Origin of the sequence: Serratia sp. C2(1), assembly GCF_036352655.1 — a bacterium.
Classification (GTDB): domain Bacteria; phylum Pseudomonadota; class Gammaproteobacteria; order Enterobacterales; family Enterobacteriaceae; genus Serratia; species Serratia inhibens.
In genome coordinates this window covers 1110170-1136780 of the sequence record NZ_JAZFBA010000001.1, presented here as the reverse complement: position 1 = coordinate 1136780, position 26611 = coordinate 1110170, and the positions used below count along the sequence as shown (strand labels likewise).

At 55.6% G+C, this 26611-nt stretch carries 31 protein-coding genes; 8 read left to right on the top strand and 23 right to left on the bottom strand.

Features of this window, described 5'->3' with window-relative positions; genetic code table 11:
- Positions 1-526: 526 nt before the first annotated feature.
- Entirely contained in the window at positions 527-1525 is a 999-nt protein-coding gene (locus tag V2S86_RS05245) for an MBL fold metallo-hydrolase (protein ID WP_330761536.1), read from the bottom strand.
- Between the two features lie 221 nt (positions 1526-1746).
- Between V2S86_RS05245 and V2S86_RS05240 the strand changes: the two genes are divergently transcribed.
- Positions 1747-2037, top strand: coding sequence for a hypothetical protein (locus tag V2S86_RS05240; protein ID WP_330761535.1), 291 nt, complete (start codon positions 1747-1749; stop codon positions 2035-2037).
- Between the two features lie 39 nt (positions 2038-2076).
- Here V2S86_RS05240 and V2S86_RS05235 read toward each other — a convergent pair whose 3' ends face one another.
- The 3 genes from V2S86_RS05235 to V2S86_RS05225 all read right to left on the bottom strand — a co-directional run bounded on the left by V2S86_RS05235 (position 2077) and on the right by V2S86_RS05225 (position 4238).
- Positions 2077-3444 carry an amino acid permease gene (locus V2S86_RS05235; RefSeq protein WP_330761534.1) on the bottom strand — a complete coding sequence of 456 codons (1368 nt, stop codon included), beginning with the start codon at positions 3442-3444 and terminating at the stop codon, positions 2077-2079.
- 175 nt (positions 3445-3619) lie between these two features.
- Positions 3620-3856, bottom strand: coding sequence for a DUF4060 family protein (locus V2S86_RS05230; protein WP_006321600.1), 237 nt, complete (start codon positions 3854-3856; stop codon positions 3620-3622).
- Between the two features lie 67 nt (positions 3857-3923).
- Positions 3924-4238: a phage protein NinX family protein gene (locus V2S86_RS05225; protein WP_330761533.1), complete on the bottom strand. Its 315-nt coding sequence runs from the start codon at positions 4236-4238 to the stop codon at positions 3924-3926.
- 170 nt (positions 4239-4408) lie between these two features.
- Between V2S86_RS05225 and fos the strand changes: the two genes are divergently transcribed.
- On the top strand, positions 4409-4816 hold the full coding sequence (gene fos, locus V2S86_RS05220) for a fosfomycin resistance glutathione transferase (protein WP_330761532.1): 408 nt from the start codon (positions 4409-4411) through the stop codon (positions 4814-4816).
- A gap of 47 nt (positions 4817-4863) precedes the next feature.
- Here fos and V2S86_RS05215 read toward each other — a convergent pair whose 3' ends face one another.
- On the bottom strand, positions 4864-5136 hold the full coding sequence (locus V2S86_RS05215) for a YebO family protein (RefSeq protein ID WP_330761531.1): 273 nt from the start codon (positions 5134-5136) through the stop codon (positions 4864-4866).
- A 99-nt stretch (positions 5137-5235) separates the two neighbouring features.
- Complete coding sequence (locus tag V2S86_RS05210; protein WP_071919913.1) at positions 5236-5394, bottom strand: PhoP/PhoQ regulator MgrB; 159 nt, start codon at positions 5392-5394, stop codon at positions 5236-5238.
- A 162-nt stretch (positions 5395-5556) separates the two neighbouring features.
- Here V2S86_RS05210 and V2S86_RS05205 point away from each other — a divergent pair, with 162 nt between their 5' ends.
- Positions 5557-5790: a YobH family protein gene (locus V2S86_RS05205; RefSeq protein WP_330761530.1), complete on the top strand. Its 234-nt coding sequence runs from the start codon at positions 5557-5559 to the stop codon at positions 5788-5790.
- A 40-nt stretch (positions 5791-5830) separates the two neighbouring features.
- Here the strand turns inward: V2S86_RS05205 and V2S86_RS05200 are convergent, their stop codons facing one another.
- The gene (locus V2S86_RS05200) at positions 5831-6070 is read right to left on the bottom strand and encodes a DUF2766 family protein (RefSeq protein WP_004945684.1); all 240 of its coding nucleotides are present in this window, start codon (positions 6068-6070) and stop codon (positions 5831-5833) included.
- A gap of 200 nt (positions 6071-6270) precedes the next feature.
- Between V2S86_RS05200 and V2S86_RS05195 the strand changes: the two genes are divergently transcribed.
- Positions 6271-6483 (top strand): YccJ family protein, encoded by a 213-nt coding sequence (locus V2S86_RS05195; RefSeq protein WP_006321586.1) that lies wholly within the window; start codon positions 6271-6273, stop codon positions 6481-6483.
- Positions 6484-7004: 521 nt separating this feature from the next.
- Positions 7005-7391 (top strand): helix-turn-helix domain-containing protein, encoded by a 387-nt coding sequence (locus tag V2S86_RS05190; protein WP_330761529.1) that lies wholly within the window; start codon positions 7005-7007, stop codon positions 7389-7391.
- Positions 7392-7419: 28 nt separating this feature from the next.
- Here the strand turns inward: V2S86_RS05190 and V2S86_RS05185 are convergent, their stop codons facing one another.
- The 5 genes from V2S86_RS05185 to lysM all read right to left on the bottom strand — a co-directional run bounded on the left by V2S86_RS05185 (position 7420) and on the right by lysM (position 10305).
- A complete protein-coding gene (locus V2S86_RS05185) occupies positions 7420-7770 on the bottom strand; it encodes a DUF1304 domain-containing protein (protein ID WP_330761528.1) in 351 nt (116 codons plus the stop codon).
- Positions 7771-8204: 434 nt separating this feature from the next.
- On the bottom strand, positions 8205-9146 hold the full coding sequence (locus V2S86_RS05180) for a pirin family protein (RefSeq protein ID WP_330761527.1): 942 nt from the start codon (positions 9144-9146) through the stop codon (positions 8205-8207).
- Positions 9147-9241: 95 nt separating this feature from the next.
- Positions 9242-9406: a hypothetical protein gene (locus V2S86_RS05175; protein WP_330761526.1), complete on the bottom strand. Its 165-nt coding sequence runs from the start codon at positions 9404-9406 to the stop codon at positions 9242-9244.
- 23 nt (positions 9407-9429) lie between these two features.
- Positions 9430-9570, bottom strand: a complete 141-nt coding sequence (locus tag V2S86_RS05170; protein ID WP_004945701.1) for a hypothetical protein — start codon at positions 9568-9570, stop codon at positions 9430-9432.
- Between the two features lie 288 nt (positions 9571-9858).
- Positions 9859-10305: a peptidoglycan-binding protein LysM gene (gene lysM / locus V2S86_RS05165; protein WP_119804153.1), complete on the bottom strand. Its 447-nt coding sequence runs from the start codon at positions 10303-10305 to the stop codon at positions 9859-9861.
- A 229-nt stretch (positions 10306-10534) separates the two neighbouring features.
- On the opposite strand from lysM, the gene V2S86_RS05160 reads away from it, so the two are divergent.
- Entirely contained in the window at positions 10535-10726 is a 192-nt protein-coding gene (locus tag V2S86_RS05160; protein ID WP_006321580.1) for a YebW family protein, read from the top strand.
- A gap of 130 nt (positions 10727-10856) precedes the next feature.
- The gene (locus tag V2S86_RS05155; RefSeq protein ID WP_006321579.1) at positions 10857-11081 is read left to right on the top strand and encodes a biofilm development regulator YmgB/AriR family protein; all 225 of its coding nucleotides are present in this window, start codon (positions 10857-10859) and stop codon (positions 11079-11081) included.
- Between the two features lie 82 nt (positions 11082-11163).
- On the opposite strand, the gene ompC is transcribed toward V2S86_RS05155, so the two are convergent.
- The 6 genes from ompC to V2S86_RS05125 form a co-directional block, all read right to left on the bottom strand.
- A complete protein-coding gene (ompC, locus tag V2S86_RS05150; protein ID WP_330761525.1) occupies positions 11164-12246 on the bottom strand; it encodes a porin OmpC in 1083 nt (360 codons plus the stop codon).
- 651 nt (positions 12247-12897) lie between these two features.
- Complete coding sequence (gene astE / locus V2S86_RS05145; protein WP_330761524.1) at positions 12898-13881, bottom strand: succinylglutamate desuccinylase; 984 nt, start codon at positions 13879-13881, stop codon at positions 12898-12900.
- An 11-nt stretch (positions 13882-13892) separates the two neighbouring features.
- The gene (astB, locus tag V2S86_RS05140; RefSeq protein ID WP_330761523.1) at positions 13893-15233 is read right to left on the bottom strand and encodes an N-succinylarginine dihydrolase; all 1341 of its coding nucleotides are present in this window, start codon (positions 15231-15233) and stop codon (positions 13893-13895) included.
- A 130-nt stretch (positions 15234-15363) separates the two neighbouring features.
- The gene (gene astD / locus V2S86_RS05135) at positions 15364-16848 is read right to left on the bottom strand and encodes a succinylglutamate-semialdehyde dehydrogenase (protein WP_330761522.1); all 1485 of its coding nucleotides are present in this window, start codon (positions 16846-16848) and stop codon (positions 15364-15366) included.
- A complete protein-coding gene (astA, locus tag V2S86_RS05130) occupies positions 16848-17882 on the bottom strand; it encodes an arginine N-succinyltransferase (protein WP_330761521.1) in 1035 nt (344 codons plus the stop codon). Before astA ends, astD begins: the two co-directional genes overlap by 1 nt.
- Before the next feature lie 52 nt (positions 17883-17934).
- Positions 17935-19149: an aspartate aminotransferase family protein gene (locus V2S86_RS05125; RefSeq protein WP_330761520.1), complete on the bottom strand. Its 1215-nt coding sequence runs from the start codon at positions 19147-19149 to the stop codon at positions 17935-17937.
- 659 nt (positions 19150-19808) lie between these two features.
- Here V2S86_RS05125 and V2S86_RS05120 point away from each other — a divergent pair.
- Positions 19809-20783 (top strand): alpha/beta hydrolase, encoded by a 975-nt coding sequence (locus V2S86_RS05120; protein WP_330761519.1) that lies wholly within the window; start codon positions 19809-19811, stop codon positions 20781-20783.
- Here V2S86_RS05120 and V2S86_RS05115 read toward each other — a convergent pair.
- From V2S86_RS05115 to V2S86_RS05095, 5 genes are read right to left on the bottom strand one after another with little or no spacing between them, the layout of a single operon-like run.
- Entirely contained in the window at positions 20780-21748 is a 969-nt protein-coding gene (locus tag V2S86_RS05115; protein WP_330761518.1) for an ABC transporter ATP-binding protein, read from the bottom strand. The genes V2S86_RS05120 and V2S86_RS05115 overlap by 4 nt on opposite strands.
- Positions 21738-22724, bottom strand: coding sequence for an ABC transporter ATP-binding protein (locus V2S86_RS05110; RefSeq protein ID WP_330761517.1), 987 nt, complete (start codon positions 22722-22724; stop codon positions 21738-21740). Before V2S86_RS05110 ends, V2S86_RS05115 begins: the two co-directional genes overlap by 11 nt.
- Positions 22721-23671, bottom strand: a complete 951-nt coding sequence (gene opp4C, locus V2S86_RS05105; protein WP_330761516.1) for an oligopeptide ABC transporter permease — start codon at positions 23669-23671, stop codon at positions 22721-22723. Before opp4C ends, V2S86_RS05110 begins: the two co-directional genes overlap by 4 nt.
- A gap of 2 nt (positions 23672-23673) precedes the next feature.
- Positions 23674-24630 (bottom strand): ABC transporter permease, encoded by a 957-nt coding sequence (locus tag V2S86_RS05100; RefSeq protein ID WP_013813393.1) that lies wholly within the window; start codon positions 24628-24630, stop codon positions 23674-23676.
- Between the two features lie 48 nt (positions 24631-24678).
- A complete protein-coding gene (locus V2S86_RS05095) occupies positions 24679-26364 on the bottom strand; it encodes an ABC transporter substrate-binding protein (RefSeq protein WP_330766814.1) in 1686 nt (561 codons plus the stop codon).
- Between the last annotated feature and the right edge of the window lie 247 nt (positions 26365-26611).

The following is a 26611-nucleotide window of genomic DNA, read 5'->3' as shown; positions in this document are numbered from 1 at the left end:
CGTCTTCACAGCTCGACTCATCTGACCACTGCATCGCCATCTGGATGGCCCAATGCCGGCACCGCCCCCAGTCTGATAACGCTACCGTCGTCACACAAAACAATACCAATACTCATTATTTATATTCGTTATTATGAACACAATCTGTGCAGCCACACCCCGGCATAAAAACAACGGGTAATGCCGCTTTAAGGTGCATAGGCATGCAACGGGGGGAATTTACGCACCATCATTGTGCATAAGCGGATAAATACCCTGTTGATGGGCGGATTAAATAACGGCAATAACCCTGGCGTCTATGAGAATGCATAGCGGAATTAAATCTTAAAAAGACAGTGGGTATTTATGCTGCCGATAAAGCCCGCTCACGAGCCTATTTATTTTGACTTTTTGCATCTCGCCATTCACGTCCACTTATCAGGCTCAGCGCCCTCCGTCGTTTGCCCGCACAACGGCAGCCCGCAACCGGGCGGCCTTACAGGCAATTGAGCCTGAAAAACCGCTCGCGAGAGATGGGCTGTAACGCTTAAGAGTTAGGTTCAAGCACAATACGCTCGCCAATTTTGATTGGCAGGAACTGATGCTGATCTATTCCGGCTGAACTCAACGCCAGATTTAATTGCTGCGGCGGTTCATCCAGCGACTCATCGGCCAATTCAAAAACCCCCCAATGAATAGGAATAACCCGCGGTGAGTTTAATTGCTGATACAGCGTCACCGACTGCTGCGGATCCATATGTTGTTCCTGCATGAACCAGCGCGGTGCATAAGCGCCGATTGGCAACGCCGCCACGTCAAACGGCCCCAGACGCGTGCCAATATCCGCCAGCCGCTCGGAATAACCGCTGTCCCCGGAAAAATAGAAGCGGAGCGCCGGATGATGAATAACCCAGCCGCACCATAAAGAGCGATTGCGATCCCACAGGGTGCGCATGCTCCAGTGACGTGCCGGTGTGCAATGGAACGTTAACTCGCCCAACGAAAAACTATCCCACCAGTCCAGTTCTTCTACTCGCTTGAGGCGATAACGTCGGAACCAACTTTTTAACCCCAGCGGCACGATAAAGGTCGCATTGGGAAAACGTTGCGCCAGTTGACGCACGGTACGCCGATCGAGGTGGTCGTAATGGTTGTGGGAAATTAATACCGCATCCACCGCCGGCAGTTGTTGCACCGTCAACGGCGGCGGCGTCTTGCGCTTGGGGCCGTAGAAACTCAGCGGTGATGCGCGTTGCGAGAGCACCGGATCGATCAGGATATAACGGCCGTCCAGGCGCAGCAGCATCGAAGCGTGCCCCAGCCACCAGATGCTGTTATCGCTGCCGCTGAGATCGGCGCTCTGCCACCAACGCTGGGTAAACTGCTGATACCCCAACTGCGGCGGTTTGGGCAATCCTTGCTGCTTACGCTCATTCTGCCAGCGCCGCAAATCCCCTTCCCGACGCTGAGTCGGTTCCGGATTGCGAAACCCCTCCGGGGTGTGGTGCGCTTTCGCGGCATCATAGTAACGATTGATTCTCTTCAAATTGCTCTCCCGACCACTGCGGACACCCTGCACGGGCAGATTGGCTAACATAACAAGATAGTCGATGGGTGTGCTTTGTGAACCGTGCTCACCTCGGGGGGACCTTTTCGGATATTGTGGTGTCACAGTCTCTATGAGCATGCCAGGGCCGTAAAGAGCCTGTTAAGCATCTCTTAAGATCTTTATGATTTACTTATAGGACATTCAGAAAAGGAGAAGTTATGAGCCGTTCTACATCACGCAAATCACGTGTTCGCATGGGCCGTATCCGTAGCGCGATGCTGGCCCAGAGGCAATATTGGAAAATGTATGCCGCGATGAAACTCCGGCGGATAAGAGTGCCTGCCCCGCTGGTGCTGCTATTTGGCGCGCTGGTAAGTTTTTTCATGTTGGGCGTGTTGATGCTTAGCGTAGTCGCTATCGATATCGTCACCACCCTGTTCCTGCTGTGCAGGAAGCTGTTGGGGCTGGGTCGCGGCAATCAGGGCAACGCCTTTATGCCACGTAGTTAAAGCCTGAACCGGAGGCGCGCAAAGCGCCTCCGTTAGAGATTAACACCGCACTTTGGCGCCTTTACGGCGCGTCAGCATAAAGCCAACCCACAGCAGCAGGATCCACACCGGCATCAGAAGTACGGAGATGCGGATCCCCTCGCTGAAATACATGATCACCAGAATCAGGCCAAGAAATGCCAGACACAGATAGTTGCCAAAGGGATACCACAGCGCCTTGAAACTCGGGATCACCCCTTGGCGGTTTTTCGCCGCGCGGAACTTCAGATGCGCCAGGCAAATCATCACCCAGTTAATCACCAGTGTGGACACCACCAGCGCCATCAGCAGCTCAAACGCCTTGCCGGGCATCACGTAGTTGATCAGCACGCCGACAGAAGTCACCAGCGCCGACAGCGCGATGGACAGCACCGGCACGCCGCGCTTATTCACTCGGGTCAATGCCTTCGGCGCATTCCCCTGAGTCGCCAGGCCGAACAGCATGCGGCTGTTGGCATAGACCCCGCTGTTATACACCGACAGCGCCGCCGTCAGCACCACCACATTAAGAAGGGTTGCCACCAGGTTGCTGTTCAGCGCGTGGAAAATCATCACGAACGGGCTGCCGCCTTCCACCACCTTGTCCCATGGGTAGAGAGAAAGCAGCACGGTCAGCGAACCGATATAAAAAATCAGGATGCGGTACACCACCTGGTTGGTGGCTTTCGGAATGCTGCGGCGCGGATCGGCGGCTTCCGCCGCAGTGATGCCGACCATCTCCAGCCCACCGAATGAAAACATGATGACCGCCATCGCCATCACCAACCCTTCGATGCCGTGCGGCATAAAGCCGCCCTGCTCCCACAGGTTACCGACGCTGGCTTGCGGGCCGCCGTTGCCGCTGGCCAACAGCCAGGCACCGAAAACGATCATACCGACAATCGCTACTACCTTGATGATGGCGAACCAGAACTCCGTTTCGCCGTACAGGCGCACGTTGACCAGGTTGATCAGATTAATCAGCACAAAAAAGACCGCGGCGGAGACCCAGGTCGGGATGTCCGGCCACCAATATTGAATATAAATCCCTACGGCGGTTAACTCGGCCATGCCGACCAGGATGAACATCGCCCAGTAATTCCAGCCGGAAAGAAAACCGGCGAAATCGCCCCAGTATTTATAGGCAAAGTGGCTAAATGACCCCGCGACCGGCTCTTCAACCACCATTTCACCCAGTTGACGCATAATGAGAAAGGCAATAAAGCCACCGATTGCGTAGCCCAGCAGTACGGAAGGGCCGGCCATTTTAATGGTCTGCGCGATGCCGAGAAACAAGCCGGTACCGATGGCGCCCCCAAGGGCGATAAGTTGTATATGTCTGTTTTCTAAACCGCGTTTTAGCGGAGTATCCTGTTGCTGACCGCCCATCTTATCCTCATCTGGCGTTGAATCCCGTCGCTTTTGCACAAGATTTCGCCAATCAATAAATGTATCTGCGGGCGGCTTTTTAACACTTAACCCCGGGAGCATCAAGGAGAAGCACCCCGGCAACGGAGGCCAGGGAACTATTTTATGCAAAGAAGGGTGCCAGAATGGTCGAGATTCAGTTGGGGAGACCGCACAGTTTGGTCAGATTGCGTGCGCCAATCATCAACGTTGCGACGTAGGACTGGCTACGCGTGACCACTTCCACCGCCACGCGATCGTTTTGATATTTTATCAGGTAAGTGGAGGGCCAGCCCTGTCGGCGCTGCCCAAAGCTTTCTGCGTGACGATCGATTGCCGCGTGGGCAATCACCAGATGAGACAAGTTTTTATCACCTTTAATAATGCGCTTCATAAACAGGCTCCGCCAGAGACAGTTCTGTTGTCATAAAAAGGGAAAAATCATCAGTATTTCTGGTGGTTCAACGTACCATTTCGGTGGTTTGCTGGCTCAGCAGGAAACAGATCATCGCTGCACGCAATGGGCTGCTGCTGTCCGCTTGCCACTCACCACGCTGGGTGACCATGCGCGCCTGCCACTGCGGGCTATCGCTTTGATCGTCGGCATTCAAACTGATTTTATTGGCACAGATAATCGGCCAGGCATCGGAGGGGTTCTTGCAATAGTCTTTACCTTTCACGCCGCCATAAGGATACCATTTGTCCGGATTTTCTCCGGTGATCAACGCAATGCTGCGGTTCACCTCGGCGTCGCTTTCTTCATACCATTTAATCATCGGCTTTATCCATCTTTCGTAAGGTTGGCGCTACATTACGATGCCAATACGACAGATTTATGACAAAACGGCGGCTTTCCATATTATCCATACTAATGTTTTTACCACTTTATATTCCCGATTAGGATGATTACACTTTTTAGCTGTTTCTTTACACGGAAATTATCGCCATGTTGAGCGGCCTCAACCACCTGACGCTCGCGGTACGCGACGTCAATCGCAGTTTCGATTTCTATACCCACCAGTTGGGATTCATTCCGCGTGCACGCTGGCAACATGGCGCCTATCTGTCCCTAGGGGAACTGTGGCTGTGCCTGTCATGGGACAATTCCCGAGCACTGAACGCGCCAGGTGACTATACCCATTACGCCTTCAGCGTGGCGGCGGAGAATTTTGCGCCCCTGGCATTACGGCTGCGCCAGGCGGGAGTAAAAGAGTGGAAAAGCAATCGCAGCGAGGGAGAATCACTGTACTTTCTCGATCCCGACGGACATCGGTTAGAAATTCACAGCGGCGATCTGGCGAGCCGTCTGGCAGCATGCCGCGTTCAACCTTATCAGGAGATGGAGTTTTTCTGAGGAAGCGGGCGGCACCGCGCGTGGAGCACCACCCGGCGGGCATCTGATTAACGTTCGGGGATAAAACCTTTGAAATCCAGCGCCGGGCTGAGATCGTCATCGTCCGCCACGCTGCCGCCGCGGGCGCTTTGCGCCAGGCTCTTCAGTAATGCCGTTTGCTGGCGCTGCTGCTCGGCGATCTCCTGCAACAGGCGAATCTGTTCATTGGCACGCACGCTGGCGCGGTTCACCAGGAACCAGCCCCATAATCCCACCAGCAGCGCCAACGCTGCGATGGCCAGCGAAACCAGGCCATTTGGACCAAAACCTAAATCGTACATGGACAACCCTATCTACTGCTAAAAACAGGCGGACATCTTAGCACTCCGGGCAGGGGCGCGAACATCTCCGCGGAAAATTGTTGCGCCCCGCTGCGCAACTTACCAGGGAACAAAGCGAGTGATTGAACAAATCCCCAGAGCAAAAGTTTCCCCCTCATCGCAATAACTATCCAGCGCCAGCAGGTAAAAAAACAGACAGGCAGCCAGAGCCGCAATTATCACGAGGAATTTTTTTCGCAACAAATTTAGCAGCCTCATTGTTATCTTGGTAATTGGTTACCCAGCCTATCACAGCCAACTTAAACGAAGTTTAACCCGCCGTTTAGAAATCTCACCTGGGTTTACTTTTCAGAATGTTACCGTTGCACCCTGCTCGGCCTCATGGCTATATCGTTATAGCGATAATTAAAAGGAGTCACTATGGGTAAGCTGATTAAGTGGATCGTAGCGCTGGCGGTGATGTATGGCGTATTTCTGTTTTCGGGGTACGGCGTGCTGATCGGCAGCAATCAAAACGTCGGAGGGCTGGGATTGCAGTGTAAATACCTGACGGCACGTAATGTGGTGACTGCGCAGTATCTGCACGGAGACAACGGCGTGATTGGCGTTGCCGACTGCCCGCTGGTCAAAAAGATCGAAACGGTGGTGGATTGATCACCACCGTCCGAAACCGCCGCCAAACGGCGGTTTCACATCAATTGCGCGTAAATTTCATCTCAATCAATGCAATCGCTTTTTCGATCGCCCGCCGCGTCACCGGGTCGGCACCAGCAGGATGGGTGGAAAAATCGATGCTTTTCAACTGACTTGCCATTTTGTCCCGCACCTCGGTTGGTGCGATAACGTCAATGACATCCAGAATTTGTTTGATGACCAGTTGGCAGGCGACCAGATCGGAAGCCAATTCCTGGTCGTTGCTCAGCATGTCGGACATGGTTACTTTCCTTCTTAGTTCAGACGCCGCACAGAATACCATGCCGCCTGCCGCTTTGCCGCCCCCTGGCCGTTTACCGCTGAATTTTCAGCGCTAATACGCATTAGCCATCAAAACGCCCTGCCGAATTGGCCTATACTTGGGGCTTGAGCGCTGCGCTTGGCAGCGCATTGCAAACCCTAACCTAACGGGAGAGTGCGATGGCCAACCACAATGTGAAATCCTGGGCGACGGTGCGTGAAACGTCGGTTGAAATTGCCGAAGCGATTTTTGAACTGGCGAAGAACGACGAAATATTGGCGCAAAAAATCTGGGAGGAAGGCAGCGATGAGGCGTTGCAAATGGCCTTCGCCAAAACCAGCGCCGATCAGCTGTACTGGGGCGAAGAAACCGTAGAACGCAAAAACGTCTGATTGGGAAGTGATCAACAAAAAGCCCGGATGAACGATCCCCCGTGAATTTCAGGTTGCAGCCAAAAACGCGCTAGCTTGAAACTCGACGGGGATGGGCATCCAGGCTTTTTCGGTCATCTGTCATACCCCATTGCGGGTTATATTGTGGCCAAAAATCACGGCTCTTCACCTCCCACACCTTCCGCATTGTTCATTCTCATCACCGGCGTCACCATAAAAGCAGCAACCCCCACGATTACAACCAGAGTAATAATCACTGTCATTAACATGCGATCACCCCATCAACGCTGAGTTGTTACGGCTGACTCTGTCTAGGCGGTTTATTTCCTGCGGCCTGAACCACTTCAGTATCAGCGGCAGCGGGCAATCTCAGAGTAGCCGTTTTTCCTTCCAGCTGACAAGCCACCTGATGATGGTTTTTCCGAATAATTTCGCCCTGGTGTCGGCGGGCTTTTTGTCCGGGGCGGCAAGTTGTGTATACTTCACCGCTATGTAGATCTCACACAGACGCACTCGCACTGATGATACAAGAACATCACCTCTCATTAGTCTGCGCCCTCAGCAAATGGGTCGAAACTCACCTCGGTAGAGTGATCCATCTCGAAGAGCTGGCCGAGTACTCCGGCTACTCCCTGTGGCACATGCAGAAGCTGTTCAAAGAAGCGACCGGGATTTCGTTGGGCAAGTATATCCGCGAACGCCGGCTGGCCGGCGCGGTTTACCAATTACGCAGCAGCGACGCTACTATTTTTGACATTGCGCTGGATTTCGGTTTTGGCTCGCAGTCACATTTTACTTATATGTTCAGAAAGCGGTTCAACATCACGCCTTATGATTTCCGCCAGGATTTAAGCGTAGATTTGCACATCGCCTCTCCGTTGCACATCATTCATCAGAAAACCGCCTGACAGCTCTCCCGCCGCACCTGCCGGCGGGTTAATGATGGGCCCAAATAACCACCAGTATGGCAATCAACGCGGGTAGCGCCTGGACCTTAAGAATTTTACGGCTCGCCGTCAGGCCACCGAAGACGCCCGCTACCAGCACGCAACCAAGGAAAAACAGTTGTACTGCCGGGTCAACACGCCAAACGCCCCATACCAACCCGGCAGCCAGAAAACCGTTATACAGCCCCTGGTTTGCCGCCAGCACACGTGTTGCAGCCGCAAATTCCGCCGTGGTGGCGAATACGCGTCTGCCGGTCGGCGCTTGCCAAAGGAACATTTCCAGGATCAAAATATACAAATGAATCGCGGCTATTAATAAGACGATAATATTAGAAAGCATTATCATTGCATTTCGTAAGGTTAATTAAGGGTTGGGTATAATAAGTATAAACGCATTCAGAAAATTGCGCATAGCCAGACATAAAAAAACCCGCCGCAGCGGGTCTATTACCTAATCACCCAGTGTTAACTTAGCGCAACAACAAGCATAGCTGCGATTGAGATCCAGAAAGCCGCCGTTGCAATAACAACATGGGATAATCTTGCACGATAGAATACTTGGCTCATAATGACCTCACAGGCTTCTGACTAGCGGTTAGATAACAACACTTCTTGATAGATATCTTAATCCACTGCTCCGACCAATTATTTGCGCCAGATCACTATTTACCAGATAAATTATATTCGATCCAAAACATGGACTTTCGATCACATTAATTCCGCGTTAATAGAAAGAAATGAATAAGATCATCCCACCGTTATAGCCAGAGTGCATCAAACATCGCTCCAGGGCAGGCGCGGTGCGGTCAAGCGCGGGCCACTATAGCCACTGACATCCGGGAAACGGCTATTCCCCTGCTCCCAGTCATGTTGTGCCCGAGTAATATCCTGCTTACTGTGGCCGACAAAGTTCCACCAAATGAGAATCTCTTCGTTTAATGGCGCCCCACCGATTAATAATGCCCGGCTGCCTTTAGTGGCATTTAACCCGATCTGGTTAATGTTCATTCCTAAATAGGCGAACTCATCAGGTGAAAATTTTTCACCATTAACCTCAAATGCACCAATAAGGGGCAAAAAACCTATTTCAAAGTCTTCCCGCAAGGGTAATGGCAAATAGCCGTCGCTCTGCCACTCCAAATCAATGGCGATTAATGGCGAAAGCGTAAACACCGGAGAACGGTATTGCTCGAGTTCCCCTACCAACAAAGTATGCCTCACTCCATTTTGTACCCAGGACGGCAAGTCAGGATAATGATCGAAGCGCGGCGCCATATCGGCACTCTCGGCCGGCAGAGCAATCCACAGCTGCGCAGCGTGCAAACGCCGCTCTTCCCCCGTTGACTGCTCGGTATGGGCGATACCTCGCCCCGCCGTCATCAGGTTGACCTGGCCCGGGCGAATCACCTGCTCGCTGCCCAGACTGTCGCGATGCAGCACCTCCCCTTCAATCATCCAGGTAAAGGTTTGCAAGCCAATATGCGGGTGTGGACCCACGTCCATGCCTTTAGAAGAGCCGTTGAAGACCGAAGGTCCGGCATGGTCGAGAAAGCACCAGGCACCCACGGTACGACGTTCACGGGTGGGTAAGGCACGGTTGATCGGGATACCGCCGACTTCGGCATTGCGTGCGGTAATGCGCTGAATCTGACGCACGCCACCGACCGTTGGGCAATCACGGGAAGAAGAAGAATGGGTGGGACGGGAGTTGCTCATCGTAACGCCTCCGAACGGCACACAGGTTGAATTAATGACGAAGCCAGCTTATCACACAGCAAGTGGCCTAAATGCAACCAGGGAGGCGGAGCCTGTCAGGATGGCTTGATATAGCAGCCTTTTACATCAACTTCGTCATGCGCATGCTTCAGATCGGAGAAATACGTCACACCAAAGAGTATCGATACGACCAACAACACGGAAACCAGCAGGCCAATAAGCGCCAGCAATTTGGTTTCGTCGTGGAGATTGTGCTCCATTTTATCTCCTGTTTAGAACGACGTCATGTCAGCCATAAGGTGACTGACAGCGTAAAAATGATCAGAGAGCAAGACGCTATCGCCAGCACAATGATGGCAAACTGCGCATCTCCCAGAGTTTCACGGTAGTTTTTGTCTTGTGAGGCATTACGTTGTTCTTTCACAAAATCTATCTTAACTCATCACGCGTAAACGTTATTGTGGTGGGATGATCGATAAAAACTCGCTACTGCGGTTTTCTTAGATTCTGCGTCCAACGCCATTCAGACCTCAATAGTTGGCAAAACGCTATCAACTTTCCTCGCCAGGGTCAATATCCCCCGGGAGCAGAGATGGCGGCAAGCATAAAACATTCTAAAATTTTATTAAAACAAAAAAATAATTAGTCAAACTTATAACCAGAGCGATAAAAAAGCCCGATATCACATCGGGCTTCTGAACATTTTTCTTCTTTACTGAGGAATACGCAGAACCTGTCCTGGATAAATTTTGTCCGGACTGGATAGCATAGGCTTGTTCGCTTCAAAGATCTTGTTGTACAGGTTGGCGTTACCGTACACTTCTTTCGACACCGCACTCAACGTGTCGCCCTTCTTAACGGTATAGAAACGGCTCTCAGCTGCAGATTGTGCCACCGACACTTTATCTTCCACGCCGCTGATACCCGCCACGTTACCGATCGCCACCAGGATTTTTTCTTTCAGTTCCTGACTGGCGGCGTCTCCGGTCACTACGGCTTTACCATCTACCACCTGCACATCGACCTTATCGGTACCCGGCAGACCGGTTTTATTCAAATGCTCCTTCAGTTTGGCGCTTTGATCTTCGGCAGTCGCGTTGCCGGTCACTGTGTCCCACAGTTTTTCGCCAGCTTCTTTGACGAAGTTAAACAAACCCATATTCACTCCTTTCGATGGTTACAATGTTGCGTTCACTTAAGGCTTGTTAAGCTTAGCACTGCAAAACGGATATTCCATCGCTCCTGTGGCATTTAGCCGTTGGAGTAATCCGAAAGTGCCCTCTTTGATTGCCAATCCATCACTTTGCATCGATACCCACGCTGAAAGACGCACCGTTTTTACCTACAATAAGGATATGGATAGAGTTGGCTCGAGGATGCAAGAAGCTATGTACGCACTGGTTATGTTTGTCTGTTATCTGGATGGCGGCTGCGCCGATATCGTGGTTGACGTGCTGCGCGATGAACCCCAGTGCCTGGTCGTCATGAAGGAACAAAATCTGCGCCACGCAGGGTGTTTTCCGGTAGAAGATTTTATCGACGGTTTCTGGCTGCCGGCCAGCGAATATGCACCGTTGTAGGGCAGTACGCGGTTTTTCTGCTGTTTACCTCTGAGGAATTTCTGAATTCATCGGGAAAGAGGTATATCTACAATGTTTTATGCCGCTATTTTGCTAAATTGCTTCACCCGAACGATATGGAGATGGCATCATGCCCGTATCTACTCTCTCAGACGAACATTATGAAACCCTGTTACGCGATGTCAGCCTGGTGGTCGGCGGCGCGGTGATCCAACTGATCAATCTCAATAAGAAAGTGTCCGGCAATAATATTCTGGCCCAATTGGTCACCGAGATTGAACACGAGAAAAATCAGCAGCGCTCTGCCACCCTGCGCTCTGCGATTGAACTGATGGGCCTGGCCCCCAAAGGATAGCGCCCCAAATAAAGAAGGCAGAGCTTGCGCTCTGCCTTTATACCGTTATCCCGACACAGGATGAAGGTAATAGCGTTGAAACTTAGAAACGATAAGTCAGGTTAACCGCGACGATATCGTCAGTGCTCAGTTTCAGCTTGTTGTCGTCATTCAACTGGTTGATTTTGTAATCAACATAGGTGTACATGTTTTTGTTGAAGTAGTAAGTCGCGCCCACTTCCACGTATTTCACCAGATCGACATCGCCCAGCCCTTCGATATCCTTGCCTTTGGACTGCACGTAGGCCAGAGATGGACGCAGACCGTTTTCGAACTGGTATTGAGCGACCATTTCGAAGTTCTGAGTTTTGTTGGCGAAGCCAGACACGCCGTTGCCGCTGATTGGCGTCATGTTACGGGTTTCAGCATACATAGCCGCCAGGTAAACCTGATTGGCGTCGTATTTGACCGCAGTAGTCCAGGCCGTCGCGCTGTCGCCTTTGCCGTACTGCAGTTTCTTTTGATCGCTGGTGCGGTTCGAGTCAGAGAATGCCGCCGCCACGCCGATACCTGAGCCGCCGATATCCTGGTAATCCAATGACAGACCGTAGCCATCACCGTTTTGCTTGGTCACGCTGCGACCGTCACCGTCGTTTTTACCCTGGTACTGTACCGCCAGGTTCAGGCCTTCCACCAACCCGAAGAAGTCACGGTTGCGGTAAGTCGCCAAGCCGTTGGAACGCGCGGTCATATAGTTATCGGTGTAGCTGTAAGAATCGCCGCCGAATTCCGGCAGCATGTCGGTGTAGGCTTCCGCGTCGTACACTACGCCGTAGTTGCGGCCATAGTCGAATGAACCGTAGTTGGCGAACTTCAGACCGGCAAAGCCCAGACGGGTTTTGGTGCCTGCAGTACCCTGCGCTTCGTCGTGGTTGGCCTGGACGTTATATTCCCACTGGCCGTAACCGGTCAGTTGGTCATTGATTTGCGTTTCGCCTTTGAAACCCAGACGGACATAAGTCTTGTCGCCATCTTCAGATTTGTCATCGCTGAAAACATGTTTGGCAGAAACGCGACCGTACAGGTCAAGTTTATTGCCATCCTTATTATAAATTTCAGCCGCGTTGGCAAAGGAGGTGATTGCCGCAAGGGCAACAGCTAAGGCTAATACACTGCGATTCATCATTTATTTTCCTAGATATTATAATTAAAAACCTGCCCATCACGCCCAATTTATGATTTGGGCTGTGATCTTTATCATTTAGTATTTTATGAGCGCCCCTAATCAGGGGCCATGTGACATTAGCATCATGAATCCAAACTTCAAAAGAAAAAGTTCATAAAATACCGTGGATAAAGCATGTTTATGTGTAACCAAACATTACAATGAAAGAAACCAACAACCCATTGATTCATATTGATATTTGTCACATACCTTATAACCAAATTGGTGCAATGCACTAAATTGGTGCAATTTACTTTATTTTTGCCTACTTTCTACACGATACGGAAATAACATGAAACTTAGCGTGGTTACTAATAACGTTACTTATTTCACATTTTCATCTAAACAAAGTCACTGCGCTGATTTAGGCCATTAACCGGGTTTTAATCAGATCTTTTATAGGTTCATCTCATCAATACGACTCAAAGCGTCAAAATAGTAATACCGGGGGAAATTAAATTTAATAAATGGCAATGGTGAATAGCGGATATATAAAGAAAGGGGGATAAACGTATTTTACAGGATAATACGCCAGATTAATTACAGGCTGCAGCTGACAACGCTGCAGCCTGGCGTACACTACAGATAAAAGCCGCCTGAGCAACTGACCGATTAATACAGCGTGCTGCGCGGCACCTCAGTCAACACCATACCGGCGCGCAGGCCAAGCGCAACGCCGGGATTGGGGAACAAAATCCACTCGCTGGCATGTTGAACCCGGTACTCTTCACCCGGTTGTTCGCACAACAAAGTGCCCTGCTTAAGCTCGGTAAAATTGGCGGTGTCGTCGCTAAGGTGCAACCTGAACTCCTCGCTGCGCTTAATCAACGACTGCTCGACGCGGAATAGGCGCAGCGCAGCCCCCGGCCGCGAAGGTAAAGGTTCACCGCTCACCACCGCCTGCAACGCACGGTTAATGGCGGCAAACTGTTGCAAATCGTTGCTGCCGAACGGTTTCGCCTTGCCCAGCTCCAGCGTGCAACTTGCAGCACCGGCGTGTTCACTGGAAAAATGGCTGAAGGTGCCGCCAGGCGCGCTGTGGATCACCAGCGCGTCCAGATCGGCAGCATCCAGCACGGCCAGCATATCCGCGCTGTAGGGGCGTGTCTGGAACGGCAAAATGCCAAAGCGCGGCAGCCGCGATTCACGTATCGCCGTATGCAGATCATAATGGAAACGCGCAGCCTCTTCGCCGTCGAAAAATGTGGCTAACACTTGCTCCAACTGCTGCGCGCGCGCGGTTTCACCGCTGGGGTTGAAATCGCGATAACGGCCGCCGAACATACGATTCATGTCACTGTGCAGATAACGCTTGCCGCCGCGTATCGCCGCCGGATTGCCCAGCACCACCAACAGCCGGACTGCCAGCAGCCGCTCGCCCGTCAGCAGCGTAGTGACCCATTGGTTCAGCAATTCAATCGGTGCCGTTTCATTACCGTGGATCCCGGCGGAAAGCACTACCGCCTGGCGGTAAGCCTGGCGCGGGGTGATCTCCAGCAGACCTTCCCCCAGCCAGCGCCAGTGCACATTCAGGTTCTCACCCTGGTGGTTGGCCGGGGCTTGCCCCGCCAGCGTCAGGGCCAGCAAATCAAACATGGCGACTCCGTCTATTGTTGGAAAGGATAAACCGAACCCAGCCCGAGGATAGACGTCAACGCGTCCAGCGCGTCGCGCCCCTCACGCAACAATTGCGGATCGGCCAAATCGTTTTGCGTCAGCCGATCGCGATAATAGCGATCGACCCACTCGTTCAGCGTGACAAAGAGCCTGTCGTTCATCATCGCGCGCGGGTTCACCGCCCGCAGTTCCTGTTCATTCAGCGCTACACGCAGCCTCAGGCAAGCCGGCCCACCACCGTTACGCATGCTCTCACGCAGGTCGAATACCTTGACTTCATCGATCGGCCCGCCGCCGGCCACCATCTCGCTCAGATAGCGCCACACACCGTCATGCTGACGCGACTCTTCCGGCACCACAATCATCATCTTGCCGTCAGGTTTGGTTAAAATCTGGCTGTTGAACAGATAGGTCGATACCGCATCCGCCACTGAGACCTGCGCCGTCGGCACCTCAATCGCCGTCAGTTCGCTATCCAGCGTCGCCATCTTGCGGCGCACCTCGTCCAGCGCTTGCTGCTGCTGATGAAACGCCTGCTGATGATGGAACAGCACGTTCTGGTTACTGACCGCAATCACGTCGTTGTGAAACACGCCCTGGTCGATCACCGCCGGGTTTTGTTGCACAAAAACGGTGTGCCGCTCATCCAATTGATGCAGTCGGGCAATCGCCTCGCCGGCCTCACGCGTTTGGCGCGCCGGGTAGCGCGTCGGTGCGGTTTCGCCGCCGAACTCCTGGCGGCCATAAACAAACATCTGTACGCTGCGTTTGCCATAGTCGCCCCCCAGCCGATTGTGGTTGGCCGCACCTTCATCACCAAACAGCGCCACCTGCGGCAGGGCTTCGTGGTGGGTAAAATGACGTTCATCGTTGAAAATCGCGCGCAGCACGCCGGAGGTGGTCTCAGCCTCAATGGCGCGGTGGAATTTATTGTTCAGGTTGGCGGCGGTGAAATGCACCTTGCCATTCTTGCTGTCCGCCGAAGGCGAAACCGTGGCCGCATTGGCGGTCCACATACTGGAAGCCGAACTGAGCGCCGACAGCAGGCGTGGCGACTGACGCATCGCCTGTGCCAACACGGCCTCATCGCTGCCGCTGAAGCCGAGTTTGCGCAGCATCGGTACATGCGGCCGCTCCTGCGGCGGCAAAACGCCCTGCTGGAAACCGAGATCGGCCAGCGCTTTCATCTTCAGCAAACCCTGCTTGGCTGCCAGTTTCGGGTTAGACACGCTGTTTTGGTGCTGTGTAGAGGCCTCATTACCAAACGACAATCCGGCGTAATGATGCGTCAAGCCCACCAGACCATCGAAATTGACTTCATATCCTGACATAGCGTTCTCCTGGGCCGAGCGGGCTCGGCCCGACTCAAAAAACAGACCCTATTAGTTTTACGTTGGCCGCTCTGGCGCGTCCATGCGCTCGCGGGTCGGCTAACCTGTAATGCCTCCATCTGCCTCAAACTTAGGGTGTCGCGGTATTAAACGACAGCCCTGGCGACAGGTTGGCCGGCAGCGTCAAACTTTCGCTTTCCAGCGACGCCATTGGCCAGGCGCAGTAATCCGCCGCGTAGTAGGCGCTTGGGCGGTGGTTACCCGAGGCGCCCACGCCGCCGAACGGCGCGGCACTGGAGGCGCCGGTCAAGGGTTTGTTCCAGTTGACGATACCGGCGCGCGCTTCCAACAGCAGTTGTTCAAACCGCTCACGCAGCGGCGATACCAGGCCGACGGACAGGCCATAGCGCGTCTGGTTGGCGATGCGTAACGCCTCGTCAAAGTCGTTATAACGAATGACGGTGGTCAGCGGGCCAAAATACTCTTCGTCCGGCACATCGCGCACGCCGGTGACGTCGATAATGCCTGGGCTCAGCAGCGCGCTGCCGCTTTCCAGCCGTTGCATGGTCAGCAAGGCTTTGCCGCCCAAAGACAGCAAATGATGCTGCGCTGCCAGCATTTTTTCCGCCGCCGCAGAGGAGATCACCCCGCCCATGAACGGTTGCGGTTCGGCATCCCAGCGGCCGACGCGCAGAGCGCCCGCCACCTGTACCAAACGCTCAATAAAGGCATCGCCTTCGCTGCCGCGTTTCAACAGAATGCGGCGCGAACAGGTGCAACGCTGGCCGGCGGAGATAAACGCCGACTGAATCGCCAGATTGACCGCCGCATCGCGATCGTCGATCTGATCGATAATCAGCGCGTTGTTGCCGCCCATTTCCAGCGCCAGCATCTTTTCAGGCTGCCCCGCCAACTGGCGATGCAGGTGATAGCCGGTGCCGGCGCTGCCGGTAAACAGCAGACCGTCGATATCCGCGCTGGCGGCCAGCGCCTCGCCGGTTTCACGTCCGCCCTGCACCAGGTTGATCACCCCGTTTGGCAAACCGGCCTGCTGCCACAGCTTGAGCGTTTCCTCGGCGGTCAGCGGCGTCAGCTCGCTGGGTTTAAAGACCACCGTATTGCCCGCCAGCAAGGCCGGCACAATGTGGCCGTTCGGCAAATGGCCCGGGAAGTTGTAAGGCCCGAAGACCGCCAGCACGCCATGCGGCCGGTGGCGCAGCACCGAAGCGCCGTCCGCCATCGCGGTTTCGCTGATGCCGGTACGCGTCTGGTAAGCCTGCAAGGAAATCGCCACTTTGCCGATCATCGCCTGCACTTCGGTCAGCGTCTCCCAGCGGGGTTTGCCGGTTTCGCGGCTGATCACCGCCGCCAAATCTTGTTTATGCTCTTCCAACAGAGTGGCAAAACGCTTCACCAACTGTTCACGCTGTTCAAACGGGGTACGGGCCCAGGCCGGGAACGCGGCACGGGCGGCCTCGCAGGCGGCAGCGACATCACTGCCGTCCGCGGCATTGGCCTGCCACAGCCTTTGATTGTCGACCGGATCGGCTTTGCTGAATTCAGCGCCCCGGCCCTGCTGCCAGGCGCCGTTAATAAACAGTGCAGGATGTGACATTAGGCTTTCTCCTGTGGAATAAGGGTGATGACCCGTACCGGGCTACCTTGCTCAACGCCCAGCGCCGCAGCGGTTTCCGCATTGATATGCAGACGCTCGTCATAAAGATCGGCATGCACCAGCAGCGCGCGGTAATGTTGAAAATTGTCGTTGGCCACCAGATAGACCGGCGCATCGGCGCGCATCGGGGTCTCATCCAGCACCACTTTGACCAATTGGCTGCCTTTCACCGCGCGGATCTGGTCGATATCCGCCTCCAGCGTCGGGCCGCCATCGAAGATATCGACATAGCCCTGATAGCGCAGGCCCTCAGACTCCAGCACCCGGCGGGCGGGAACGGTCTGCGGATGCACCTCGCCAATCACCTTTTGCGCGTCTTCGGCCAGGAAATCGACATACAGCGGGTGTTTCGGCATCAGTTCGGCGATAAACGCCTTTTGCCCGGTGCCGCTCAGGTAGTCCGCCTTGGCGAACTCAATGGAAAAGAAGTGGCGGCCGACGCTTTCCCAGAACGGCGAGCGCCCTTCCTCATCGGAGAACCCTCGCATCTCGGCGATCAGCCGGCTGGCGAAACGCTCGCGGAAAGCAGCGATAAACAGGAAGCGCACCTTCGACAGCAGCTTGCCGTTTTCGCCGTGCCGGTAGTCCGGATCAAGGAACAGCGTGCACAGTTCGGAATGACCGGTGTGATCGTTGCTGAGAAACAGCGTCGGCACCGATTTATAGACGTTCAGTTGTTTGGATGCGTGCACCTGGGTGCCCACGCGGAAGCTGTACCACGGCTCCGTCAGCCCAACGGCCACTTCAATCGCGCAGACCCCAACCACCCGCTGACGCTCGCTGTCCTCCAGCACAAACAGAAAGCACTGATCGCTTTTTGGAAGTTCGCCTTGCCAGGTTTTTAACGCCCGCTCAATGCGTGCCAACAAGGTATCTTCATTTTGCGGCAGGGAAGTGAGACCGATGCCGGATTTACCGGCAAGCGTCAGTAAGTCAGCCAAATCGCGACGCTCAATAGGGCGAATAATCATCATAATGCGAACCTCGTCAGAATCAGGCTGCGCCGGTTAAGGCGCAGCCTGTGTATTAGCTGCAAATCCGCGCCACGGCACGCGCGAATCGCGCCAGCCCCTCTTTCACATCCTGCTCCGGAATGATCAATGAAGGGGTGAAGCGCACCACATCCGGGCCGGCGATCAGCGCAATCACGCCCTCTTCGTTGGCCAACTGGGTAATCTGTTTTGCCTTACCGGCATAATCCTTATTCAGCTGGCAGCCGATCAACAGACCGCCGCCGCGGATTTCAGAGAAAATCGGGTATTGCTGGTTAATCTTGTTCAAACCCTCGATAAACCACTGGTGACGCTGCTTCACCCCTTCCAGCACCTCTGGCGTATTGATGATGGAGAACACCGCGCCCGCCACCGCCGTCGCCAGCGGGTTGCCGCCATAAGTGGTGCCGTGGGTGCCTACGCTCAGGGTTTGGGCCAACGCGTCGGTGGTCAGCATGGCGCCAATCGGGAAGCCGCCGCCCAGCGCTTTCGCGGTGGTCAGCACGTCCGGCACTACGCCGTATTGCATGTAGGCATACAGGTGACCGGTGCGGCCCACGCCGGTTTGCACTTCGTCGAAAATCAGCAACGCATCGTGGCGATCGCACAGCTCACGCAGGCCCTGCAGGAAAGCACCATCGGCCGGCAGCACGCCACCTTCCCCCTGAATCGGCTCCACAATCACCGCGCAGGTCTGGTCGTTGATCAGCTCAGCCGCGGCAGCCAAATCGTTAAACGCCGTGTGACTGATGCCGCCCGGCAGCGGCGCGAAATCTTTTGAATACTTCGGCTGGCCGCCGGCAGACACGGTGAACAGCGTCCGGCCATGGAAAGCGTTATTGAACGCCACAATCTGGTTCTTGCCGGCGTTGCCGTTGTCCAGCGCGCGTTTACGCGCCAGCTTCAATGCCGCTTCGTTGGCTTCCGCGCCGGAGTTGCAGAAAAACACCTTGTCGGCAAAGGTGGCGTCAATCAGCTGTTTCGCCAGTTGCAGCACGGGTTCATTGGTGTAGCCGTTGCCCAGATGCCACAGTTTCCCTGCCTGTTCCACCAGTGCAGCCTTCACCGCCGGATGCGCATGCCCCAACGCATTCACCGCGATGCCGCCGGCAAAATCGATGTAGGACTTACCTTGTTGGTCCCAGACCTGTGAACCCTCTCCCCGCACCAGAATAAAATCAGCGGGGGCATAAACCGGGACCATCCAGTCGTCGAAAGACTGGCGGGTAACTGCGATTGGCTGTTCCATAATGACCTCATAACCTCAGCAAAGGCTGAATTTTGACTGTAAGGGCCGCTCCTGCCCGGATATTCCGCAACAAAACAAAAAAACCGCGTCGTTGAATCTGCTTTTCGCCCGGTGATAACTCTGCCATTCACCGGCTATTCAGAAACAAATCTGTTACATAAAATCGGTTTTCCACTATTTATGCCGGGCATCCGGTCCCTGAACGGGGAATAAATGTTAACGAGCAGTTAAAATACATGCCGTTTGATAAAGAGTGTAGAGCAGCTATCGTGCCAAAACGGTATTTTTGGCGAACATCACGTTTTTTTACGTTAAAACAACGGCTTACAATGCATACTTATGCAATAATTATGCATTGGTAATGAATAATTGAAAAAATAAGGCGAAAAATCATCATTGGCCGCGAAATCCTATTCAATTACAAAAAACTTCAATATTTCTGATCGCGCTCGCAAAAATAATTTGGCCCGATTTGCGCCCGATCACACTTTTGCCCTCCCAAAGTGCAGCGAATGCACCAGCGACGAGCAACCCCCCTCAGTCAAGGCTCTGCCGGGCAGAGCCCCTCTTCCCCGGCGACGCATTCGTGCGCCCGATCACCGATTTGTTGAGCAGCAACTACACTGTGATTTCGACCACCCAACGCTTGAGGAGCCATAATGTCTAAAAAAACTGTTGATCCCACCCAACCGGCGGCACAAAAGGACATTCGCGTATTTCTTGACGCGTTGAACGCCGGCGGCGGCAAACCCATGGAGCAAATGAAGCCGAAAGAGGCGCGTAAGGTGCTGGAAGGGGCGCAAAGCAGCGTTGAAGTCCCGCTGTACGAAGTAGAAATCAGCGAGAAGACCATTCACGTTGAGGGGCAGGACATCCTGCTGCATCTGGTGCGGCCGGCCAGAGTAAAAGAAGCGCTGCCGGTATTCATGTTCTTCCACGGCGGCGGCTGGGTGCTGGGAGACTTCCCGACTCATGAACGGTTGGTGCGAGATCTGGTGCACAGTTCCGGCGCGGCGGCGGTGTTCGTCAATTACACCCCTTCACCGGAAGCGCATTACCCCACCGCCATCAACCAGGCCTATGCCGCCACCGAATGGGTGGCCGAATACGGCGAAAAAATCAACGTCGACGGTTCCCGGCTGGCGGTAGTCGGCAACAGCGTAGGCGGCAATATGGCGGCGGTGGTCAGCCTGATGGCCAAGGAAAAAGGCACGCCGGCGCTGCGCAGCCAGATCCTGCTGTGGCCGGTGACCCACGCCAGCTTTGATACCGACTCCTATCACCAGTTCGCCGAAGGCCACTTCCTGACGCGCAACATGATGAAATGGTTCTGGGACAACTACACCACCGACAAGGCTCAGCGCAAAGAGATCTACGCTTCACCGCTCAATGCCACGCTGGAACAGTTGAAAGGCCTGCCGCCGGCGCTGGTGCAGACTGCCGAGCTGGACGTACTGCGCGACGAAGGCGAAGCCTATGCCCGCCTGCTGAACGCCGCCGGGGTAGAGGTAACCGCTACCCGCTATAACGGGCTGATCCACGATTATGGTTTGCTGAACCCGATCGCCCACGTGCCGGCGGTGCACTCGGCCATTCATCAGGCCGGGCGCGCGCTGAAACACTACCTGGCTTAATCGGCATAATGGCAGGCCACTCGGTGCCCTGCCGCTACAGTGCGCAACGCGGGGGACTGCTGCCGACACTGAGCGGTAGCCTGCGGGCAACGGGGGTGAAAACGGCAGCCCTGCGGCGGTTGAGCCGGGTTGGGCAACTCCCCCCGAGCCATCGCCTGCGGCTGCCGCAGCGGATCCAGGCTGGGCACCGACGCCAGCAACGCCTGGGTATAAGGGTGGCGCGGCCGACGAAACAGGCTGTCGCGATCGGCGCTCTCGACAATCTGGCCGAGGTACATCACCGCCACGTCCTGGCACAGGTGCTCCACCACCCCGAGATCGTGTGAAATAAACAGAAAGGTCACACCCTGCTGCTCCTGGAGGTCGGAAAACAGGTTGATGATCTGCGCCTGAATCGAGACGTCGAGCGCCGAAATCGGCTCATCGGCGACGATAAATTCCGGCTGCAGGATCACCGCACGCGCAATGCCGATACGTTGCCGCTGGCCGCCGGAGAACTCATGCGGAAAACGCCCGTAATGCTGCGCCGACAGCCCGCAAATTTCCATCGTGTCGATCACCCGGTCGCGCAATTCATTTTTAGCCGCCAGGCCGTGTTGCAGCAGGGCTTCGCCAATCGCATCGCCAACGCGCATTCTCGGATTCAGCGAACTGTAGGGATCCTGAAACACCAGTTGCATCTTCGGACGCAGGGCGCGCAGTTGGCGTGAACTGAGCGCATCCAGCGCCTGCCCGTTAAACGACACTTCGCCGGCGGTTTTATCATGCAGCCCCAGCAACGTGCGGCCGACGGTGGTTTTGCCGCTGCCGGACTCGCCCACCAACCCGAAAATGGTGCCCCTGCGAATGCTGAAGCTGACGTCATCCACCGCCCGCAATTGCCCGGTCGTTTGGCCGAACAGGCCATCGCGCAGCGGGAAATATTTCTTCAGCCCTTTCACTTCAACCAGTAATTCAGCCGACATGAATGCGTCCTCCCGCATTCAGAAAGCAGGCGGACTGGCGCTGTGCATGGCCGTACAGCGGCGGAATGCCGTCACGGCAGCGCGCGCTCACCTGCGAGCAACGATCGGCAAAAGCGCAATGATCGGGCAAACGGGCCAGGTCGGGCACCTGGCCGGGGATCGAATACAATCGGCGTCGCCGCTGCCCGGCCACCGGCCGCGATGCCATCAGCCCCTGGGTATAGGGATGCTGCGGATTAGCCAACACCTCCCGCGTGGCGCCCTGCTCGACAATGCGCCCGGCATACATCACCACCAACCGGTCGGCCATCTGAGCGATGACCCCAAGATCGTGGGTAATGAGCATCATCGCCATATTGTGTCTTTGCGCCTGTTCACGCAGCAGCGCCAGGATTTGCGCCTGCACGGTGACGTCGAGCGCCGTGGTCGGCTCATCGGCAATCAGCAGCGCCGGGCGGCAACTGATGGCCATGGCGATCATGATGCGTTGCAGCATGCCGCCGGAAAGCTGGTGCGGGTAGCTGGCCATCAGCTGCTCTGCGCGCGCCAATCCCACTTCCGTAATCAACGCCGTCGCATCCCGCCAGGCGGCCTTCGGCGCCGCCCCCCGGTGGCGGATCAGCGGCTCCACCAGTTGCTCGCCGATGGTCAGCACCGGGTTCAGCGCGCTCATCGGTTCCTGGAAGATCATCGCCAAGCGGTTACCGCGCAAATCGGCCATCTGCTGCGGCCGCAGTTTCAGCAAATCCTGACCGTCAAAATGAATCTCGCCGCCGTCGATCTGCGCCAGCGGCTGCGGCAACAACCCCATCATCGCCAGGGCGGTGACGCTTTTGCCACAGCCGGACTCGCCAACCACGCCCAGCGTCTGCCCGGCGTGCAGTTCGAAACTCACCTGCTGCACTGCCCGCACCCGGCCCTGTTCGCCGTTGAAGGCCACCGACAGTTGATTAAAGGCCACCAGCGGTTGGCTCATCGTCTTACCCCGTTCATTTTCGGATCGAGCGCGTCCCGCAGGCCGTCACCCAGAATGTTAATCGCCACTACGGTGATAAAAATCGCCAGGCCCGGCGGCATCCATAGCCAGGGGCGACGCTGAAAATCGATCAGGCTGTTGGCGGCATCCATCATGTTGCCCCACGACGGCGTCGGCGGCACCACGCCCAGCCCCAGATAGCTGAGCGCCGATTCGCTGAGAATGGCATTGGCCACCCCCATGGTCGCCACCACCACCAGGATCGGGATGGTATTCGGCAGCAGGTGGCCGAAAATACGCCGCCGGGTGGACAGCCCCAGCACTTCGGTCGCCAGCATGAAATCACGCTCGCGCAGCGACAGGATCTGGCCGCGCACCAGCCGCGCCAACGAAGGCCATCCCAACAGGCTGAGCATGATCATGACCATGTAGATACGGTAATCCGGCGAGACGTCCAGCTCGGACAGCATCGCGCCCATAATGATCAGCAGCGGCAGGCTGGGGATGGTCATCAGCAGATCGGCAAAGCGCATGATCAGCTTGTCCACGATGCCGCCCAGATAGCCGGATAACGCCCCCAACAGGTAGCCGAGCGTCACCGACAGCAGCATCGACACCAGGCCGATGGTCAGCGAGATGCGCCCCGCCAGCAGCAGGCGGGTGTATATATCGCGGCCGAGAAAATCGGTACCGAGCCAGTGCGCGGCATTGGGTGCCTGGTTAATGTTCAGCGCATCCCCGGCATCGTCCTGCCACGGCGACAGCATCGGCCCCAAAATGCACAGCACTGCCAGTATCAGCAGCAACAACAGCGAGGCCATCGCCAACCGGTGGCGCCGCAAGCGTTGCCAGGCCTGTGCGGTCGGCGGCGACGACAACTGCGCCAGCGCCGGGAGTTGCGCCTGCCGCCAGCGGCGACGGCGACCAAAAAACAGCGTTGCCAACATGTTTACCTCAAACGAATGCGTGGGTCGGCATAGGCGTACAGAATGTCCGCCAACAGGTTGCCCAAAATGGTCAGCACCGCCAGAAACAGCGTAAAGCCCATCAGCACCGGATAGTCGCGCGCAGCCAGCGAATCGATGTGAATATGCCCCGCCCCCGGCCAGTTGAAGATCTTTTCGGTGATCAGCGCACCGGAAAACAGCGCCGGCAGCTCGAACCCCAACAGCGTGATGATCGGCAACAGCGCATTGCGCAGCGCATGTTTGACGATCACCGTTTTTTCTTTAAGCCCTTTGGCGCGCGCGGTGCGGATATAGTCCATGCGGATAACGTCCAGCATGCTGGCGCGGAAATAGCGCGTCAGGGTGCCGGCCTGCAACATCACCAGCGCCAGTACCGGCAGCAACAGGTGCGCCGCCACTTCCAACACCCACGCCAGCCCGGTCGCCTCGCTGCCGGTGCGCAGCATGCCGCCCGCCGGCAACCAGTGCAGATCGACGGCGAACCATTTAATCAACAGCAGGCAGAGGAAAAAGGTCGGAAATGACATGGCACCGAACACCGCGACGGTGACCAGATGATCGAACAGCGAATAGGGTTTCATCGCCGAAGCTACACCCACCGCCAGCGCGATGCCCCAGTACAGCACCAGGGCTACCGAAGCCAGCAGGAACGAATTCCAGATGTACTGGTTCAACAGCGTGCTGACCGGGATTTGGTATTGCAGCGAAAAGCCGAGGTTGCCTTGCAGCAACTGGCCGAGCCAGTGCCAATAGCGGATAAGCAGCGGCTGGTCCAGCCCATACAGCGCCCGCAGCTCGGCGGCGCGCTGCGGCGTCAGGTTGATGTTGCCGTCGATAAAGTCGCCGGGGGTCAGCGCGAAGATAAAGAAAATCAACAGTGACGCCAGCAGCAGCATCGGAATGGTTTGCAGCAGGCGGCGCAGGATAAAATTTCTCATGGTGTTTTCCGTCACCGCCGCGCGGGGTAGCGCGGCGGTATCTTACCGCTACTGAACTTTTACGTCCGGTAAACTGCCGGTCAGGCCGTTGTACACGTCCGGTTTAAAACCGGTGACGCGGGCGCTGCTGGCGCTGAGGATTTTGCGGTTGCCCAGCAGGATCACCGGCGGATCGTCGGCCAAAACCTGATACAGCTGGTGATAGAGCGGTTTGCGCTGCCCGATATCCAGCGTAGCGTTAGCCTGGCCGATCAGTTTGTCCACCTGCGGATTGTTATAGCCGGTTTCACTCACCTGGCTGATAAAATCGCGCACTCCGTCATGCGGATCATTCAGGCTGCTGGTGCTGAGCGACGCCAGGTCATAATTGCCCGTCTTGCGCTGCGCCAATAAGGCGTTGAAATCCAGTACCTGCGGCTTCAGCAGCACGCCAATCTGCCGGTAGTTGTCTTTGGCGATCGGCACCAGCGCGTCATTCAGCAACTTTTTGGTCACCAGCAGCGTCAGTTCCAGTTTTTTGCCGTCTTTTTGGCGAATGCCGTCCGCGCCCGGTTTCCATCCGGCCTGATCCAGCAGTTGCTTCGCTTTGTTGACGTCGTAGCCGTACGCCTTGATGCCCTGCGGATCGTAAGCCCAGGAAACGGGAGAGATCGGCTGATTGGCCACCGTGCCGTACCCCTGATACACCACGGTAATCAGCTTTTGGCGGTCCAGCCCGTAAATTAAAGCCTGCCGCACGCGCGCATCCTGCAACGCCGGCCGCTTAAAGTTGAAATCGATACGGCTGTAGTCGCTGGAGCTGTACAGGTTGATGTTGGCAAAGCCGAGCAGCTTCAACTGTTCGATATCGTCCGGCTTGGCGGTGAAGGCGTCGTAATCGGTTTCGCCGGTCTGGAACAGCTGGAAGTTGGTGGCCGGGTTGGTCACGCGGTAAATAAAGCGCGCCACGGCAGGCGGGCCGAGGTAGAAGTTCGGGTTGGCGTGGAAGCGGATCTCCTGTCCCGGCACGTATTTATCGTAAATATACGGGCCGTTGCCCAACGGCTTGCCGTTCAGTGCGCGCACGCTCTCCAGCTTGCCGCGCCGGTAATCCTTGCCGTAATAGGCTTTCGACAGCACCGGCCCGCCAATCAGTTGCAAGGTCGTGGCCCCCGGCTGGGTGGTGGTAATTTGAATGGTGCGATCGTCGACAACCTTCAACCCGCTGATGCTCGGCGCGGTGCCGTTTTTATACTCCGCCCCACCCTGGATGTGCGCCGGAGCAATGTCGGTATCACCGTCATAGGCCGGATCATGCAGCAGCGTCAGGGTGAAGGCGATATCTTCCGCCTTTATCGGCGAGCCGTCGCTGTAGACCAGGTTGGGACGCAGCTTGAGGGTATACACCCGGTTGTCCGGGCTGATCTGCCAGGATTCCGCCAGCCGCGCCACCGGTTTGCCCTGGCTGTCCAGGCCAATCAGCCGGGTGAAGATCACGTCGGTAACGTTTTCGTCCCAGCCGTTGGTAAACAGATAAGGGTTAAAATTGCCCTGCGGCTCGAGAATGCCTGCCACCACGGTGTCTTTACGCAGTTTGGCCGCCGCCGGCACCTGGCTGGCGTCGGTGGCCGGGGTAATGCCTTCCGCCAGGGGGGCCGCCTGAGCGCTGAATGCCAAACCCAGGGCACAGGCCAGCGCCAATGGCGTCAATCGTTTTTGCAACAGTTTGTTTATCTTGTTTTGTATTCCGCTCACCCACTGCCCCTCGTTACCCATAGAGATACCCAAAATAATTGGAGTTGCATCGCGGCGGCAACTAAGCGCATCCCCGGGAACGTACAAACAGTACGTGACCGGGGTAAGCGCAGGAAGCCAACAAAGATACAGCTTTAAGTATGACGGGTATAAATGTGACAAAATTTATCGCAGAGTAATGGGCGGCCCGAGGGCTGTCTAACAACGAAACCGGCATTCCATTGCCGAAAAAAGCATTATGAGTTTT

Excerpts from the sequence above, each read along its gene's own strand:
- V2S86_RS05240 (WP_330761535.1), top strand. The coding sequence starts at position 1,747 with ATGAGCCGTTCTACATCACGCAAATCACGTGTTCGCATGGGCCGTATC.
- V2S86_RS05235 (WP_330761534.1), bottom strand. The coding sequence starts at position 3,444 with ATGGGCGGTCAGCAACAGGATACTCCGCTAAAACGCGGTTTAGAAAAC.
- V2S86_RS05230 (WP_006321600.1), bottom strand. The coding sequence starts at position 3,856 with ATGAAGCGCATTATTAAAGGTGATAAAAACTTGTCTCATCTGGTGATT.
- V2S86_RS05225 (WP_330761533.1), bottom strand. The coding sequence starts at position 4,238 with ATGATTAAATGGTATGAAGAAAGCGACGCCGAGGTGAACCGCAGCATT.
- fos (WP_330761532.1), top strand. The coding sequence starts at position 4,409 with ATGTTGAGCGGCCTCAACCACCTGACGCTCGCGGTACGCGACGTCAAT.
- V2S86_RS05215 (WP_330761531.1), bottom strand. The coding sequence starts at position 5,136 with ATGTACGATTTAGGTTTTGGTCCAAATGGCCTGGTTTCGCTGGCCATC.
- V2S86_RS05210 (WP_071919913.1), bottom strand. The coding sequence starts at position 5,394 with ATGAGGCTGCTAAATTTGTTGCGAAAAAAATTCCTCGTGATAATTGCG.
- V2S86_RS05205 (WP_330761530.1), top strand. The coding sequence starts at position 5,557 with ATGGGTAAGCTGATTAAGTGGATCGTAGCGCTGGCGGTGATGTATGGC.
- V2S86_RS05200 (WP_004945684.1), bottom strand. The coding sequence starts at position 6,070 with ATGTCCGACATGCTGAGCAACGACCAGGAATTGGCTTCCGATCTGGTC.
- V2S86_RS05195 (WP_006321586.1), top strand. The coding sequence starts at position 6,271 with ATGGCCAACCACAATGTGAAATCCTGGGCGACGGTGCGTGAAACGTCG.
- V2S86_RS05190 (WP_330761529.1), top strand. The coding sequence starts at position 7,005 with ATGATACAAGAACATCACCTCTCATTAGTCTGCGCCCTCAGCAAATGG.
- V2S86_RS05185 (WP_330761528.1), bottom strand. The coding sequence starts at position 7,770 with ATGCTTTCTAATATTATCGTCTTATTAATAGCCGCGATTCATTTGTAT.
- V2S86_RS05180 (WP_330761527.1), bottom strand. The coding sequence starts at position 9,146 with ATGAGCAACTCCCGTCCCACCCATTCTTCTTCTTCCCGTGATTGCCCA.
- V2S86_RS05175 (WP_330761526.1), bottom strand. The coding sequence starts at position 9,406 with ATGGAGCACAATCTCCACGACGAAACCAAATTGCTGGCGCTTATTGGC.
- lysM (WP_119804153.1), bottom strand. The coding sequence starts at position 10,305 with ATGGGTTTGTTTAACTTCGTCAAAGAAGCTGGCGAAAAACTGTGGGAC.
- V2S86_RS05160 (WP_006321580.1), top strand. The coding sequence starts at position 10,535 with ATGTACGCACTGGTTATGTTTGTCTGTTATCTGGATGGCGGCTGCGCC.
- V2S86_RS05155 (WP_006321579.1), top strand. The coding sequence starts at position 10,857 with ATGCCCGTATCTACTCTCTCAGACGAACATTATGAAACCCTGTTACGC.
- ompC (WP_330761525.1), bottom strand. The coding sequence starts at position 12,246 with ATGATGAATCGCAGTGTATTAGCCTTAGCTGTTGCCCTTGCGGCAATC.
- astE (WP_330761524.1), bottom strand. The coding sequence starts at position 13,881 with ATGTTTGATTTGCTGGCCCTGACGCTGGCGGGGCAAGCCCCGGCCAAC.
- astB (WP_330761523.1), bottom strand. The coding sequence starts at position 15,233 with ATGTCAGGATATGAAGTCAATTTCGATGGTCTGGTGGGCTTGACGCAT.
- astD (WP_330761522.1), bottom strand. The coding sequence starts at position 16,848 with ATGTCACATCCTGCACTGTTTATTAACGGCGCCTGGCAGCAGGGCCGG.
- astA (WP_330761521.1), bottom strand. The coding sequence starts at position 17,882 with ATGATGATTATTCGCCCTATTGAGCGTCGCGATTTGGCTGACTTACTG.
- V2S86_RS05125 (WP_330761520.1), bottom strand. The coding sequence starts at position 19,149 with ATGGAACAGCCAATCGCAGTTACCCGCCAGTCTTTCGACGACTGGATG.
- V2S86_RS05120 (WP_330761519.1), top strand. The coding sequence starts at position 19,809 with ATGTCTAAAAAAACTGTTGATCCCACCCAACCGGCGGCACAAAAGGAC.
- V2S86_RS05115 (WP_330761518.1), bottom strand. The coding sequence starts at position 21,748 with ATGTCGGCTGAATTACTGGTTGAAGTGAAAGGGCTGAAGAAATATTTC.
- V2S86_RS05110 (WP_330761517.1), bottom strand. The coding sequence starts at position 22,724 with ATGAGCCAACCGCTGGTGGCCTTTAATCAACTGTCGGTGGCCTTCAAC.
- opp4C (WP_330761516.1), bottom strand. The coding sequence starts at position 23,671 with ATGTTGGCAACGCTGTTTTTTGGTCGCCGTCGCCGCTGGCGGCAGGCG.
- V2S86_RS05100 (WP_013813393.1), bottom strand. The coding sequence starts at position 24,630 with ATGAGAAATTTTATCCTGCGCCGCCTGCTGCAAACCATTCCGATGCTG.